General features: G+C 62.7%; 13 protein-coding genes, 1 tRNA gene, 2 rRNA genes and 1 pseudogene. 6 read left to right on the forward strand and 11 right to left on the reverse strand.

Translation table 11 applies throughout. From position 1 onward, the window contains the following. Positions 1 to 28: 28 nt before the first annotated feature. Genes ACTJKY_RS21670 through tnpA form a run of 4 tightly spaced genes read right to left on the reverse strand, consistent with a single transcriptional unit; the run spans position 29 to position 2,952 of the window. On the reverse strand, positions 29 to 631 hold the full coding sequence (locus ACTJKY_RS21670) for a plasmid pRiA4b ORF-3 family protein (protein ID WP_440847118.1): 603 nt from the start codon (positions 629 to 631) through the stop codon (positions 29 to 31). Then, positions 628 to 2,178, reverse strand: a complete 1,551-nt coding sequence (gene tnpC, locus ACTJKY_RS21675; protein WP_440847296.1) for an IS66 family transposase — start codon at positions 2,176 to 2,178, stop codon at positions 628 to 630. Before tnpC ends, ACTJKY_RS21670 begins: the two co-directional genes overlap by 4 nt. Positions 2,179 to 2,233: 55 nt before the next feature. Beyond that, the gene (tnpB, locus tag ACTJKY_RS21680) at positions 2,234 to 2,581 is read right to left on the reverse strand and encodes an IS66 family insertion sequence element accessory protein TnpB (RefSeq protein ID WP_440847117.1); all 348 of its coding nucleotides are present in this window, start codon (positions 2,579 to 2,581) and stop codon (positions 2,234 to 2,236) included. Further along, positions 2,578 to 2,952: an IS66-like element accessory protein TnpA gene (tnpA, locus tag ACTJKY_RS21685; RefSeq protein WP_440847116.1), complete on the reverse strand. Its 375-nt coding sequence runs from the start codon at positions 2,950 to 2,952 to the stop codon at positions 2,578 to 2,580. Before tnpA ends, tnpB begins: the two co-directional genes overlap by 4 nt. Positions 2,953 to 3,327: 375 nt before the next feature. Between tnpA and ACTJKY_RS21690 the strand changes: the two genes are divergently transcribed. The 4 genes from ACTJKY_RS21690 (at position 3,328) to ACTJKY_RS21705 (ending at position 6,985) form a co-directional block, all read left to right on the forward strand. After that, on the forward strand, positions 3,328 to 4,368 hold the full coding sequence (locus tag ACTJKY_RS21690) for a DJ-1/PfpI family protein (protein ID WP_440848132.1): 1,041 nt from the start codon (positions 3,328 to 3,330) through the stop codon (positions 4,366 to 4,368). Further along, positions 4,365 to 5,399 (forward strand): GlxA family transcriptional regulator, encoded by a 1,035-nt coding sequence (locus ACTJKY_RS21695; protein ID WP_440848133.1) that lies wholly within the window; start codon positions 4,365 to 4,367, stop codon positions 5,397 to 5,399. Before ACTJKY_RS21690 ends, ACTJKY_RS21695 begins: the two co-directional genes overlap by 4 nt. 372 nt (positions 5,400 to 5,771) lie before the next feature. Continuing rightward, positions 5,772 to 6,284 (forward strand): SOS response-associated peptidase family protein, encoded by a 513-nt coding sequence (locus tag ACTJKY_RS21700; RefSeq protein WP_440848134.1) that lies wholly within the window; start codon positions 5,772 to 5,774, stop codon positions 6,282 to 6,284. A gap of 56 nt (positions 6,285 to 6,340) precedes the next feature. Beyond that, positions 6,341 to 6,985 (forward strand): SOS response-associated peptidase, encoded by a 645-nt coding sequence (locus tag ACTJKY_RS21705; protein WP_440848135.1) that lies wholly within the window; start codon positions 6,341 to 6,343, stop codon positions 6,983 to 6,985. On the opposite strand, the gene ACTJKY_RS21710 is transcribed toward ACTJKY_RS21705, so the two are convergent. The 3 genes from ACTJKY_RS21710 to ACTJKY_RS21720 are packed head-to-tail and all read right to left on the reverse strand — an operon-like array spanning position 6,982 to position 7,979. Next, positions 6,982 to 7,296, reverse strand: coding sequence for a hypothetical protein (locus tag ACTJKY_RS21710; protein ID WP_440848136.1), 315 nt, complete (start codon positions 7,294 to 7,296; stop codon positions 6,982 to 6,984). The two genes, ACTJKY_RS21705 and ACTJKY_RS21710, sit on opposite strands and share 4 nt — an antisense overlap. Before the next feature lies 1 nt (position 7,297). Then, complete coding sequence (locus ACTJKY_RS21715; RefSeq protein ID WP_440848137.1) at positions 7,298 to 7,756, reverse strand: hypothetical protein; 459 nt, start codon at positions 7,754 to 7,756, stop codon at positions 7,298 to 7,300. Between the two features lie 10 nt (positions 7,757 to 7,766). Beyond that, a complete protein-coding gene (locus ACTJKY_RS21720; protein ID WP_440848138.1) occupies positions 7,767 to 7,979 on the reverse strand; it encodes a hypothetical protein in 213 nt (70 codons plus the stop codon). 369 nt (positions 7,980 to 8,348) lie between these two features. Here ACTJKY_RS21720 and ACTJKY_RS21725 point away from each other — a divergent pair, with 369 nt between their 5' ends. Further along, entirely contained in the window at positions 8,349 to 8,705 is a 357-nt protein-coding gene (locus ACTJKY_RS21725; RefSeq protein ID WP_440848139.1) for a recombinase family protein, read from the forward strand. 179 nt (positions 8,706 to 8,884) lie between these two features. Further along, a pseudogene (locus ACTJKY_RS21730) lies at positions 8,885 to 9,880 on the forward strand (recombinase family protein); the annotation flags it as partial. Between the two features lie 300 nt (positions 9,881 to 10,180). Here the strand turns inward: ACTJKY_RS21730 and ACTJKY_RS21735 are convergent. The 4 genes from ACTJKY_RS21735 to ACTJKY_RS21750 all read right to left on the reverse strand — a co-directional run bounded on the left by ACTJKY_RS21735 (position 10,181) and on the right by ACTJKY_RS21750 (position 13,661). Further along, entirely contained in the window at positions 10,181 to 10,456 is a 276-nt protein-coding gene (locus ACTJKY_RS21735) for a hypothetical protein (RefSeq protein WP_440848140.1), read from the reverse strand. A 7-nt stretch (positions 10,457 to 10,463) separates the two neighbouring features. Continuing rightward, a tRNA-Met gene (locus tag ACTJKY_RS21740) sits at positions 10,464 to 10,540 on the reverse strand. An 89-nt stretch (positions 10,541 to 10,629) separates the two neighbouring features. Beyond that, positions 10,630 to 10,744 (reverse strand): 5S ribosomal RNA (rrf, locus tag ACTJKY_RS21745). 121 nt (positions 10,745 to 10,865) lie between these two features. Beyond that, a 23S ribosomal RNA gene (locus ACTJKY_RS21750) occupies positions 10,866 to 13,661 on the reverse strand. Between the last annotated feature and the right edge of the window lie 143 nt (positions 13,662 to 13,804).

The raw sequence follows: 13,804 nt of genomic DNA on the forward strand, positions 1-13,804 counted from the left end.
GCGTAAGCGTGGCCGGTAGGCCGCCTTGCTATTGTGCTCGGCTTTTCAGGTAGGCGATCTTCCCGGCATGGCGGCGGCCCGCGATGGCGGCGACGGCGCGTCGGGTGAGGCGTTCGTCGATATCGTCGGGATTGTAAGGGCCGCCGTACCATTCACGTAGACGATGGTGCTCCTCGTGGGTCGGGTCGGCCATGGCATCGAGGAACATCTCGAAGCCGGGTAGCCCCCCGACATCCTCGGGCGGACAACGTCGCGCGCCATCGACAAAGCGCGGATATTGTTGGTCCGGCTCACCGGAGCCGATGCTTTCGACGGTGATGGTGTGCCGCCAGTCATCACCCATGTCGTAGGTATAGAGGAGTTCCCGTACGCCGCGGTCGAGGAGCACCGCGAGCTTGACGTTCCGCGCCGCAGCCATGCCGTGGTCCGGCCATGCCGGGTCGGGCACACCGTAGCGCCGGTCTCCGGCTTCGAAATGCCACAGGTGGTAATGCCCCCAGCCCATGGCGGCCTGGATGATGTCATGGAGCATCTTCAGGCTGGCAGTGACCGGCACGTCGACCCGGCGCCAGATGGCGGGTTCGATGTCGTTCAGGACAATATGGAGGCGGGCGATGGTTTCGGCGCTCATGCCGCCATTTTGGCAGGTTCGCCTACCCAGTTCCACGGCAGGAGTTCATCCCAGCGACTGGCCGGCCAGTCGCTGGCGATTTTGGCGATTACATCGGCGATATAGGCCTGTGGGTCGACGCCGTTGGCCTTGCAGGTCTGGATGACGGTGTAGATGGCGGCGGCGCGTTCACCGCCCACGCGCGAACCGGCGAACAGCCAGTTGCGGCGGCCGATGGCGACGCCGCGTAGCGCGCGTTCCGCGATGTTGTTGTCGATCTCCAGCCGGCCATCGTCCAGGAAGCGCGACAGCGCCGGCCAGCGCTTGGTGCCATAGGCGATCGCCTTGGCCATGTCGGACTTGGGCGACAGGCGACGCAACGCGGCATCGAGCACCGCGCGCAGCGCCTCGACCAGCAGTTTGCTGCGTTCCTGCCGTGCCCGGTGCCGAATATCCGGCGGCTGGCCGCGCACCTCGGCCTCGACGGCGTAGAACGCGCCGATCCGCTCGAGGATGTCGGTGGTCAGCGGCGTGGGCGTACGTTCGTGCAGGTCGAAGATCTTGCGCCGGAAATGCGCCCAACAGGCAACCTCAGTCACGCCGCCCCGATACAGCCCGTCATAGCCAGCATAAGCATCGGCCTGGAGGAACCCGCGAAAGCCGGCGAGATGTGCCAGCGGGTGGGCGGCGGTGCGGTCCGGCGTGAAGCGATACCAAGTCGCACGCGGCGCCGTGCTGCCCGAGGCCTGGTCGTCGGCCGCGTACACCCATAGCCGTCCCGTCGCGGTCCTGCCGCGGCCGGGGTCGAGCACCGGCACCGGGGTGTCGTCGGCATGGATCTTGTCGGCCTTGAGGACTGCGTCGCGGATACGGGCGACGACCGGATCGAGCAACGCAGTGGCCTGTCCGGCCCAGCCGGCCAGCGTCGAGCGGTCGATATCGAGCCCCTGCGCCGCCATCATCTCCGCCTGACGGTACAGCGGCAGATGGTGCTCGAACTTCGAGACCACGACATGCGCCAGCGTGGCGAAGCTGGCCTTGCCGCGCGCGACGGCGCTGGCCGGCGCAGGCGCCTGGACAATCTTCTCGCAGACCCGGCAGCTATATTTGGGGCGGATGTTGCGCATGACCCGCCAGTGCACCGGCACCACGTCAAGCATCTCATGCGCATCCATGCCCAGCCGGCGCAACGCGCCGCCGCAATCGGGGCAGGTGCAGGCGCCCGAGGCCGGTTCGTGGAAGACCTCCTCGCGTGGCAGGTGCGTCGGCAGGCTGCGGACCGGTGCCGGCCGCGACGCCGTCTCGGACAGGCGCTCCCCTACCGGCGCCGCGTCGCGCTCGGCTTCCAGCTCTTCCAGCGCCAGTTCGAGCTGCTCGATCTCGCGGCCCAGCTTCTCGGACGAGGCGCCGAACTGCATCCGCCGCAGCCGGGCGATCTGCCCGCGCAATCTGTCGATGAGCAGATCGCGGGCAGCAAGCGCGGCATTGGCCCGGGCCAGCAACGCCTCCAGCGCGGCGATCCGCGCGGTGGCATCAGCAGGGGAAACGGGCGCTTCCGACACCCGGATTTCCTAGCAGATCGCAGCACCACAGGCGAGCAAAAGCAACGCAAAACCGCCGGTTTCAGCCCGCCAGCGTCGGCGTGTACGTCCGCTCAGGGCGGCGCCAGTCGATGCCCTCCAGCAGCATCGACAATTGCGCCGGCGTCAGCACCACCGTGCCGCTTGTCGTCACTGGCCAGACGAAACGGCCCCGATCGAGCCGCTTCGAAAACAGGCACAGGCCTTGCCCGTCGAACCACAGCAGCTTGACCAGATGCCCGCGCTTGCCCCGGAACGCGAACAGCGCGCCCGAATGCGGGTTTTTCGCCAGCACCTGCTGCACCAGCACCGCCAGCCCGTCGAAGCCCTTGCGCATGTCGGTCACGCCGCACGCCAGATATACCCGCGTCGGCAACGGCGCCGGGCTCACCGCAGCACCGACAGCACCCGTGCCAGCGCCTCCGCATCCACCCCGCCGTCGACACTGATCCGCACGCCGCTGGGCAGCGCGATGTCGATGCGGCCCGACGAACACGGCACCGGCGGCGACGCGGGCACCACCGGCCGGGCGAGCCGAACCTCGGCAAACACCGGCAGCGACGCTGCCGCCCCGGCCAGCTTGCCGGCCCGCAACTGCTTGCGCCACGTATAGATCAGGCTGCTCGAAACCTCGCGCCGGGCGATCACATCGCAGACCCGCACGCCAGGCTGGAACGCCTCGGCCAGGATCTCCAGCTTCTCCGCATCCGACCATCGCCGCCGGCCCGACACACGGCCGACGACCTCCATGCGACCAGTCATACGACTGCTCGTAGGACTGCTCGTAGAACCCGAAACTCCCTGCACCACCACCGCCCTCGTTAAAGGCGGCAAGCATCCCGGCTATCAACGATGCCGCAAGGCGGCCTGCAGGCCGCGCTTACTCGCCAGCGGTCGACTTGATCGATTGTGATCAACGGCGGCTATCCGCCCCGAGGGGGAACACCACGCCAGGTACGACCTGCGCATTGGCAGGAAAAGACGCTAGGATGACCTTTCAGCCGAGCATGACGGGTGGGAGGAAGGGGGTGACTGAAAGGAACCTCCATGCTCCGAATGCCTCGCGCCTGTTCTCCACTCCTTCTTGCCGCCGTCACCTTCGGCGTAGGCTGCGGCTTGGCTATTGCTGCTCCGGCAATGCCTTCAGGCCTGCCGAAGGAAGGCGAAGGGGAAGGCTTGCCGCTCGCCCATGTGAATAAGCGCCCCGGAGCGCTACCCGTGGTAGTCGTTGTTGCGACGGAGAAGGCGGTTTTGTCGGATTTCGTCGTGCCCTATGGGGTTTTGGCGCAATCCGGGGTCGCCAAGGTGATCGCGGTCAGCATGACGCCGGGCGATCTCAAAGCAGGCCCGCTCACGCTTGTGCCGGATATGACGGCGGCCGAGTTCGATCGCGCTTACCCAGAAGGCGCCGATTATGTAATCGTGCCTGCTACCTCGGACAAGCACACTGAAGAAGTCGCCTGGCTTCGAACGCAGCACGCGCGCGGGGCTGCGCTAATGTCGATCTGCGACGGTGTGGAACTTTTGGCGGAGGCTGGGCTGCTTGATGGTCGTAGCGCTACCGGGCACTGGGCGTCACTGTCCTCTCGACGCAAGCATTACCCTAAGGTTAACTGGCGCACGAACACGCGCTACGTAGCTGACGGCGACGTCGCCTCCAGCGCCGGTGTCTCCGCTGCCCTTCCGATCAGCTTGGCGCTTATTGAAACGATGGCAGGAGCACAGGTTGCGCACGTTACAGCTGAGCGCTTCGGCGAACGCTCCTGGGGTACGGTGCACGAGAGCGACGCTTTCAAAATCCGCGCCGACGATTTTGCCGTGCACACGGCCAATATGAGAGCGAAACCGGAGACCATTTCGATCGACGTTTGGGACGGCTCAGAGGAGGTTGCGCTTTCGCTGCAAGCCGAGGCATGGTCGCGGACCATGCGTGATAAGGTTCACCTCGTCTCCAATACGGGCGCGCCGGTGCGGTTGCGGGGAGGCCTGCGCATAAGGACAGAGGCCGCCGCGACCCTTTCCCCTGACCTTCGAATTGTCCTTGAAGGGGCGCCTGCCGGGGGCGCCGCGTTGAACGCCGCACTCGACGCCATCGCGCAGCGCTATGGCAGCGGCACGGCACGCTTGTCGGCTTTGGCGATGGAGTACCCCTGGGGGGATCTGCAGGCAGGAAAATGAGCGAGCCTACCGCCCTGCCGCTGAACGAGCACGTCGTCGGCGGGGCTGCTGAGCAGCCTGCCGGGCCGCTGACTGTTGTTCTGCTTGCCTATGACGGCATGAACCTGCTCGACCTTGCGGGTCCGCTGCAAGCGCTAACGACTGCGAATAGAAGCGTGCCGACGGGCGCACCTGCGCGCTACGCCTTGATCGTAGCGTCCGAACAGGGCGGCCAGGTTATCACGGGGTCGGGCTTGCCGGTTGTCACCGTTAGCGTGTCTTCGCTTGAGGGCGTGGCGATCGACACGCTTATGGCACCCGGAGGGTGTCCCGGCGACGAATATGTGGTCACTCCGGGCCTGCGAGACTTCCTTGCAACGCGCGCGGCGTCCGTGCGCAGGCTCTGTTCGATCTGCACCGGCGCGTTCTTGTTGGCGGCCGCGGGCCAACTCGAAGGCAAGCGGGTCGCCACGCACTGGGCGTGGCTTGAGAAGCTGAAGGTTCTTCACCCGGCCTTGGACGTAGATTCGGACAGTATCTTCGTCCGCGACGGCAAGCTCTGGACGTCGGCGGGAGTAAGCGCGGGGATCGATCTCACACTGGCGCTGATAGAGCAGGATTATGGCTCGCGCGTCGCGATAGACGCTGCGAGGCAGATGGTCGTATTTATGAAGCGCTCGGGTGGCCAATCGCAATTCAGTGTTCCACTCGCCATGCAATCGCGAGACCCCGCCTTCGTTGAGCTCCACGCTTGGATCGCTGCGAACCTGACGGCTCACCTTTCCGTCGATTGCCTGGCGGAGCGTGCGGGAATGACACCGCGCACCTTCGCGCGTGCCTACGTGACGAAGGTCGGACGCACGCCGGCGAAAACGGTCGAGCTGATGCGCCTCGAGGCTGCGAGTAGAGCTTTGGAGCTGACCGACTTGCCGCTCAAGAACGTGGCTGTACAGTCCGGCTACGGTGATGAGCAGACCATGCGACGTGCCTTCCAGCGGCACCTCGGCACCAATCCCGCCACGCATCGCTTGCGCTTCTCCAAGCACGCCTGATTCCCCCCCACCGGGGGCGGAGCGCGTATATGGTGGGAGTGTGCCCGCAGCCGGAAGAGGCCTTTTGCCGAGGAGGCGGCAGGTTCTGGCATAACCCGCCGTTGAACGGCGGACGCGTGAATGGCGCAAGCTGGTCGCGAGGTGCCGTAATAGAGGGATCTGCGGTGTCGCGATAAGCAACCTGTACTGAGTGTCCTATACGAACCGTGAGCCTTCCGAGATTTCCTCGGCTTCAATCGGTGACCGGCCTCCAGATTCTCGCTGAGCGTCTCCTCGGCGTTGCGATGTCGGACGGCCGTCTGGAACATTCGGCAGTGCAGGCAGCTGGGTCTTGCCCACCTAGCGGGTACCGCTAGGCTCCCGCGTCGAACCATGTCGCGCCTTCACAGCCTCCGTGCCACGATCGACGATGTCGCCCGCTTCCTGGACGCGGAGCCCGTGGGGCAGATCCCCCTTCCGCCCCACGTTACTGAGGGCCGCCAAGGGCTGGTGATGTTCGAGGCCGGTGGCCGCAGGCGTCTGCGGATGATGCGTTGGGGCTTTCCCCGCCGGATCCGCGACACCCAGTTGCAGCGGAACGAGCCCGAGATCATCGGTCTGGTAGCGGATCTCACCAATCCCCTCTGGGAGCAGACTGTCGTCGATCCGCGCTACCGCTGCGTCATCCCGATCACGCATTTCGGCAACCCGGACGGCGACGAAGGCGCCAAGACACGGACATGGTTCTCGGTCCGCGACCAGCCGATCCTAGCCTGGGCGGGCTTCTGCCGGAACTTCCAGTTTCGCCCGCCGATCGCCGCCGAGCGGATGGCCGTCCTGCGCACCGAAGATCCCTGGCGCGGCGGCGGTCCGCCGCCCGATGGCACGCAGTTGGACCTGCTCTAGCCGCAAATCGTGGGCTGCGCGTTGCAGCCCCCTCGCCTGCGACCTAGGCTGCCGTCATGTGCAATCTTTACCAGCTTCGGAAGAGCGCCGCCGAAGTCGCGGCCCATTTCGGCGTCGATACCCCGGTGCAGTCCAATGCGGGCGAGGAAGTCTATCCCGGCTACCCCGGCATGGTGGTGCGCGAGGAAGCGGGCGCGCGGGTGCTGCAGTCGATGGTCTGGGGCTTCCCGCTCCGGCTCAAGGGAATGAGCCCAACCGCCAAGCCGAAGCCGGTCAACAACATCGCCGATCTCACCAAGCCGATGTGGGTCGGCCTCGCGCGCAAGCCCGAGTGGCGCTGCCTCATTCCGCTGACCGGCTTTGCCGAAGCGGAGGGCGCCAAGGGATCGAAGATGCGGACCTGGTTCAGAGTCAAGGACGCCCCAATCTTCGCCTGGGCGGGACTGTGGCGCGACAGCGCCGAATGGGGTCCCGTCTATTCCGGCGTGATGACCGACTGCAACGAGGCGATCCGCCCGGTACATGATCGCATGCCGGTGCTGCTCCACCGCGACGACCATGATCGCTGGCTGCACGGCAGCTTCGACGACATCCTCGCTTTCCAGGCGCGCTGCTTCCCCGATGACCTGATCGTCATGAAGCGGACCGGCGAGCCCTGGGTGAAACGCAAGGGCGCTGTCGAACAGCCGGCCCTGTTCTAGGCGCGAAACCGGCTGACCGCCCGCCGCCATTCGACATCGCTCGGGAGCGGCAGGCTGGTGATCGTCGGCGGATCGCGGGTCAGGCTGATCGTCGTGCCGCGTCGCCCGCATCGCGAACATCGGAGGCGAGCGCCTACCTCGGCGACCAAGCCCGGCCATTGCCTGCGCTCGAACAGCCGCCAGAGCGCCGCGGCATGAAAGACGCCGATGTGCCCGCACCCGGCACAGGCTGCCCGGACCGAACGGTGGAACGCCGCAGCCTCGAACAGCGTCCGGGGCACCTGCCCGCCGTCAGCGTCATAGCGTGCCATATCAGCCGACCAAGCGCAGGCGCGGACCTGCCGCGGCAGGCGCAGGGTGCAGGCCGAGCGCAGGCACCTGCGCCTGCGGCACGACCCGGATGAGGGCGTCCGGCCAGGCCGGGAACATCGCCCGCACCTTGGCGGAGAGAAGCGTGGCCGCCGGTGCATCCATCAGCAGCGTCGCGTCATAGCCACACCACAACTCGGGCGGGATACGGCCCAGACGGTACTTGCCGGCAACCACGAGCACCGCCGGCGGGTGGAGCTCGCGTCGCCCCGCAATGAAGCGCGCAAGGCACAGCGGCCGCTGTGCCGCCTTCCAGGTCTCGAACTCCGCAGCGGAGTTGACCTGCCCCAAGCGATGCCCCTCGACCCTGCCCACATGGATCAGCCATCCGCCATAGGAGAAGGTTTCGAGCTCGATCGGCCAGCGATGCGCCAGCCAGTTGGTCCGTTCGATCGCATCCATCGCGCGAGCGTCAGGCGCGCGCCCGCTCGGCGAACAGAGTCGGTTGGACGGCACGATCGTACAGCGCCCGGCGCGCCTGCAGCGCCGCGCCTACCGCCTGACGATAATGGACCGTCCGAAAGCGCTCCGCCTCGTCGAAGCCGAACGGCGCCCATTCCTCGCTCGGATAGCAGGCGTCGTAGATCGCACGCGCAGCAGCGCGCAACTGGAGGTCATGCTCCATGCCGAAGCTCCCAATGATGTCGGACCGCTGCATCGGCAGCGGGCCACCATCTAGAACAGAACGGGAACGGGGCGCAAGCGCTCAAGGCCTCTCACGTGCATACCGTGAGGTTCTATTGCCTGTTCTCTGTTTCTCTAAAGCGGCCGCGGCAAGCGCTTCAAAAGCGCCGGCAGAACTCCGCCGACTCGCATGGGTTAGGCGATTCTTTTGGAGTGTGTGCTGGTGAATGGAAGATCGCACTCCCTCTGGCACTCGTGCCACTTCGACACAAGGCAACTGCAACAACGCCGCAATCGCGTTGGCGAGGCTGCTTGCGCGCGACGTCGCCAAGACTCACCTTCAGAACATTCCCACCGAAAGGCAGGTAAAATGACCAAAGTTGCACTTTACGCTCGGCATTCGCATGAGCCGCAGGGGCCGCGAGAAGCGTTGGCACCTTTCCGGAGGCTGCGAGACATGGCTTCGCAGCGCGGCTGGCGGGAAGTCGGTGGATGGGCAGACCATGCGCGGTCTGATGCCGCTCTCGATCGGCCGGGCTTCAAAGCGCTGATGGCGGCGTGCGAAGCGGGCGCCGTCGAAACCGTGCTGGTGGAGAGCCTGGACCGGGTGTCTCGCAGTTCCGAGGAGGTCGCCACATTCGTGGCGAACCTTCAGTCAAGGGGTATTTCGCTGGTGACGCTGGATAAGGGGCAGATCACCTGCCTCGGTAGCAGCATGCGGGGCTGAAGCCCCTCTCCCAAGGTCCCGGGAAGCACAAGACGTCTCTCCCCGTCCGCGGTTGAAAGGAAGCGGTAAACGGAAGCCGCATGCTGGCCAACACGGACGGGGACATCTTCAATTGCAACTTCGCTAGCATGGGACCTAAAATGACGAGGGTCGCACTCTACGCCCGCTATTCGACCGATATGCAGAAGCCGGAAACCATCGCGGTTCAGAACGGCAACATGCGTGCGTACATCGCACGCCAGGGCTGGCACGAAGCCGGTGCTTGGGCTGACGAAGCGGTATCAGGCGCCACGCTGAACCGCCCCGGGATTCAAGCCGTGCTCGCAGCGTGCGAGCGCCGTGAGGTCGATGTCGTTCTGGCAGATGAGCTGGATCGAGTCTCCCGCGGCCAGGCGCACACGGCAAAAGTATTCGAACGACTTCTTTTCCTTGGAATTCGGCTGGTTACCGTCGCCGAGGGCGAGATCACTCGGCTTCATGTCGGTATGAAGGGCACCATGAATGCCGAGCAGTTGTCGGCGACTTCCCGCAAGACGCGGGATGCGCTCGCCGATCGCCACATGAAGGGCCTGAATGCTGGGGGGCGCGCCTATGGCTATGAATTCGACTTCAAGCTCGACGCGCGTGGTGATCGTATCCCTGGACACCTCAAGGTGAACCCTCTTGAGGCTGACACGGTCGTCTTGATTTTTGAAGGATACGCGGCGGGACGCTCCGGCAAGGATCTTGCCAAGGAGCTTGTCCGGCGGGGAGTGCCGGGCCCGAGGGGCGGCAAATGGTCGGCGTCCACCATCAACGGCAATAAGAAGCGGGGCACGGGAATTCTGAACAACCAAGCATATATCGGGCGCCCTGAACATCAGCGACAGACGTTCCGCAAGGACCCCGAAACCGGTAAGCGCCACGCCTTCGCCAACCCAGAGGAGGTGAAGAAAACGGCCGAAGTGCCGCATCTGCGGATTGTCAGCGACGACCTGTGGGCGCGCGTGAAGGAGCGCCAGGAGAAGACAGCCTGCCCGCACGGTCCCGACGTGACGCCGTTTTGGGCACGTCAGCGGCCGAAGTACCTGCTCACCGGCAAGGTTACCTGCGGCGTATGCGGATCGAACTATGGCAAAGTCGGCAAGCTGCGCTCGGCCTGCCACGCACGCACCAACTATGGCGATGCCGGCTGCAGCAACACGCTCACGATCCGTATCCGCGATCTCGAGGAGCAGGTCCTCGCAGCCCTGAAGCAGGACATGCTCCAGCCGGAGGTCGTGGAAGCGTTCGTGGAGGAGTATGTTCGGGAAACGAACCGCCTCACTCGAGAGCGGGATCAGGACAGCGCAGCTCATCGGCAGGAACTGAAATCCGTGGAGGCAGGTATCCGCCGACTCACTGACGCCATCCTGAAAGGCGTAGACGCTTCACTCCTCAGCGACGAACTCAATCGGCTTGGAAGGCGCAAGTCGGATCTAAAGGCCATGATGCGGTCAGCGGGCGACGGCGAGACGCCAGCCCTGCTGCACCCGCGGATCGCGCAGCTCTATCGCGAGAAGGTCGAGAATCTCCTCGAGGCATATAGCTCTCCAGAGACCCGTATGCAGGCACAGGAGATCATCCGCGGCCTGATCGACCGGATCGTGTTGACGCCAGTGGATGGGCAGCTGCAGGTCGAAATGACGGGCGACCTCGCGGCGATGCTGCTGATCTCGCAGGAGGGCAAACGCAAAAACACCCCGGAAGCGGCTGCGTCCGAGGTGCGACAAGTTAAATTGGTTGCGGGGGCAGGATTTGAACCTGCGGCCTTCAGGTTATGAGCCTGACGAGCTACCGGGCTGCTCCACCCCGCGCCAATGCTGGTGCCCTTGGTAGGGCGAACGGGGGACATGTGAATGGGTTTTCCGTGTTTCCTGGGTCCAGACGCGACACCGGCTTCAATGCCTGGCGGCGACCTACTCTTCCATTGCTTGAGCAATAGTACCATCGGCGCTGTCTGGTTTCACGGCCGAGTTCGGGATGGGATCGGGTGGGTCACAGACGCTATGGCCACCAAGCAATGAAGCAGGTGTGGCGTTTGGGGAAACATGGGGTTTTCAAATCGTGCACTGTCAAAGGCTGGAATGTTCATCCACCCGGATCCAGACAACCCAGGGTTGTCGATGGGGGTGTGAAACTCTCAAGCGCGAAAAGAGCAATTAGTATCGGTTAGCTCCACGCGTTACCGCGCTTCCACATCCGATCTATCAAGGTCGTGGTCTTCGACCGCTCTATGAAATCTTATCTCGAGGGAGGCTTCCCGCTTAGATGCTTTCAGCGGTTATCCCGTCCATACATAGCTACCCAGCTGCGCTCTTGGCAGAACGACTGGTACACCAGAGGTATGTTCAACCCGGTCCTCTCGTACTAGGGTCAACTCCTCTCAAATTTCGACGCCCACGGCAGATAGGGACCAAACTGTCTCGCGACGTTCTGAACCCAGCTCACGTACCACTTTAATTGGCGAACAGCCAAACCCTTGGGACCTGCTCCAGCCCCAGGATGTGATGAGCCGACATCGAGGTGCCAAACAACCCCGTCGATATGAGCTCTTGGGGGTTATCAGCCTGTTATCCCCGGCGTACCTTTTATCCGTTGAGCGATGGCCCTTCCACGAGGGACCACCGGATCACTATGACCGACTTTCGTCTCTGCTCGACTTGTCAGTCTCGCAGTCAGGCTGGCTTATGCCATTGCACTCTAACAGCCGGTTTCCAACCGGCCTGAGCCAACCTTCGCGCGCCTCCGTTACTCTTTAGGAGGCGACCGCCCCAGTCAAACTACCCGCCACAGAGGGTCCCTGTACCGGATGACGGTACGAGGTTAGACAGTAAAGAACAACAGGGTGGTATTTCACTTGGTGGCTCCACATCAGCTGGCGCCGATGCTTCAAAGCCTCCCACCTATTCTACACAGTTGTTCTCCACTGCCACTCTGAAGCTGCAGTAAAGGTGCACGGGGTCTTTCCGTCTAACCGCGGGTACTCCGCATCTTCACGGAGAATTCAATTTCGCTGAGCATGTCCTGGAGACAGTGGGGAAGTCGTTACGCCATTCGTGCAGGTCGGAACTTACCCGACAAGGAATTTCGCTACCTTAGGACCGTTATAGTTACGGCCGCCGTTTACCTGGGCTTCATTTCGGAGCTTGCACTCCTCCACTTAACCTTCAGGCACCGGGCAGGCGTCAGGCCCTATACGTCGTCTTGAAGCCGACTTAGCAGAGCCCTGTGTTTTTGCTAAACAGTCGCTACCCCCTGGCCTGTGCCCCCTACAAGAGCTTGCGCCTATGTAGGGCCTCCTTCTTCCGAAGGTACGGAGGCAATTTGCCGAGTTCCTTCAGGACACTTCTCTCAAGCGCCTTGGTATACTCTACCTGACCACCTGTGTCGGTTTCGGGTACGGTCTATACGGTGGGGCTATTTCCCGGGACTGCTTCGAAGCCAGCTCAATCCGTTAAGAGCTGACAACACACGCAATCCGTCACACACCACCAGGCCCACGAATATTAACGTGGTTCCCATCGACTACCCCCTTCGGGCTCGTCTTAGGGGCCGGCTCACCCTGCGCGGATTAGCCTTGCGCAGGAACCCTTGGTCTTTCGGCGAGAGGGCATCTCACCCTCTTTATCGCTACTCATGTCTGCATTCGCACTTCCGATACCTCCATGGTCGGTTACCCTTCCACTTCACAGGCTTACGGAACGCTCCGCTACCGCGTGATCGTAAACGATCACACCCTAAGCTTCGGTGCACGTCTTGAGCCCCGTTACATCTTCGCCGCAGGAACCCTTATTTAGACCAGTGAGCTGTTACGCTTTCTTTAAAGGATGGCTGCTTCTAAGCCAACCTCCTGGTTGTTTTGGGATTCCCACATGCTTTCCCACTTAGACGTGACTTGGGGACCTTAGCTGTAGGTCAGGGCTGTTTCCCTTTTGACGACGGACCTTAGCACCCGCCGTCTGTCTCCCGGATATCACTCCTAGGTATTCGGAGTTTGGTTAGAGTTGGTAGATCTCGCGACCCCCGCATCCATCCAGTGCTCTACCCCCTAGGGTGTTCATCCGAGGCACTACCTCAATAGTTTTCGCGGAGAACCAGCTATTTCCCGGCTTGATTGGCCTTTCACCCCTAAGCACAACTCATCCGGTAACTTTTCAACGTTAATCGGTTCGGACCTCCAGTGCGTGTTACCGCACCTTCATCCTGGTCATGCATAGATCGCCGGGTTTCGGGTCTAATGCATCAAACTAAGTCGCCCTATTCAGACTCGCTTTCGCTGCGCCTACACCTATCGGCTTAAGCTTGCTTGATACATTAAGTCACAGACCCATTATGCAAGAGGTACGCGGTCAGGGCATAAAGCCCCTCCCACTGCTTGTAGGCATTCGGTTTCAGGTACTGTTTCACTCCCCTCATCGGGGTGCTTTTCACCTTTCCCTCACGGTACTAGTTCGCTATCGGTCATGTACGAGTATTTAGGCTTGGAGGGTGGTCCCCCCATGTTCAGACAGAATTTCACGTGTTCCGCCCTACTCGAGTCCTGATACATCACTTTCGCATACGGGGCTGTCACCCGCTATGGCCAACCTTTCCAGGTTGTTCTGCTAGTTGAATATCAGGCACTGGCCTGGTCCGCGTTCGCTCGCCACTACTAACGGAATCTCGGTTGATGTCTTTTCCTCCGGGTACTGAGATGTTTCAGTTCGCCGGGTTCGCTTCACCAAAGCTATGTATTCACTTCGGTGATACCTTGCCCCAATTAACTCGGTCGTTGATTGCTCAACCACTGAATTAATTGGTGAAGGTGGGTTTCCCCATTCGGAAATCGTCGGGTCAAAGCTTGCTCACAGCTCACCGACGCTTATCGCAGCGTGCCACGTCCTTCATCGCCTGTACATGCCAAGGCATCCACCAAATGCCCTTACCTCACGCTTGAGAGTCCACACCACCAACGACAACGCTGGGCGCTTGCCTTACGGCAAACACCAACTCGGCAGAGCAGCGTGCGCGGCATATCGGTGTGGATGAAAATCTCAGCCTTTAATTGGACAGCTGTCGATCCAGTCTCACGACTGAAA

The organism is Sphingomonas sp. 22176, from assembly GCF_052045505.1.
GTDB lineage: Bacteria > Pseudomonadota > Alphaproteobacteria > Sphingomonadales > Sphingomonadaceae > Sphingomonas.

What these genes read in the sequence shown, in the direction of transcription:
- ACTJKY_RS21670 (WP_440847118.1), bottom strand. Translation starts at nt 631, where the DNA reads ATGAGCGCCGAAACCATCGCCCGCCTCCATATTGTCCTGAACGACATC.
- tnpA (WP_440847116.1), bottom strand. Translation starts at nt 2,952, where the DNA reads ATGACTGGTCGCATGGAGGTCGTCGGCCGTGTGTCGGGCCGGCGGCGA.
- ACTJKY_RS21690 (WP_440848132.1), top strand. Translation starts at nt 3,328, where the DNA reads ATGCCTTCAGGCCTGCCGAAGGAAGGCGAAGGGGAAGGCTTGCCGCTC.
- ACTJKY_RS21695 (WP_440848133.1), top strand. Translation starts at nt 4,365, where the DNA reads ATGAGCGAGCCTACCGCCCTGCCGCTGAACGAGCACGTCGTCGGCGGG.
- ACTJKY_RS21700 (WP_440848134.1), top strand. Translation starts at nt 5,772, where the DNA reads ATGTCGCGCCTTCACAGCCTCCGTGCCACGATCGACGATGTCGCCCGC.
- ACTJKY_RS21705 (WP_440848135.1), top strand. Translation starts at nt 6,341, where the DNA reads ATGTGCAATCTTTACCAGCTTCGGAAGAGCGCCGCCGAAGTCGCGGCC.
- ACTJKY_RS21710 (WP_440848136.1), bottom strand. Translation starts at nt 7,296, where the DNA reads ATGGCACGCTATGACGCTGACGGCGGGCAGGTGCCCCGGACGCTGTTC.
- ACTJKY_RS21715 (WP_440848137.1), bottom strand. Translation starts at nt 7,756, where the DNA reads ATGGATGCGATCGAACGGACCAACTGGCTGGCGCATCGCTGGCCGATC.
- ACTJKY_RS21720 (WP_440848138.1), bottom strand. Translation starts at nt 7,979, where the DNA reads ATGGAGCATGACCTCCAGTTGCGCGCTGCTGCGCGTGCGATCTACGAC.
- ACTJKY_RS21725 (WP_440848139.1), top strand. Translation starts at nt 8,349, where the DNA reads ATGACCAAAGTTGCACTTTACGCTCGGCATTCGCATGAGCCGCAGGGG.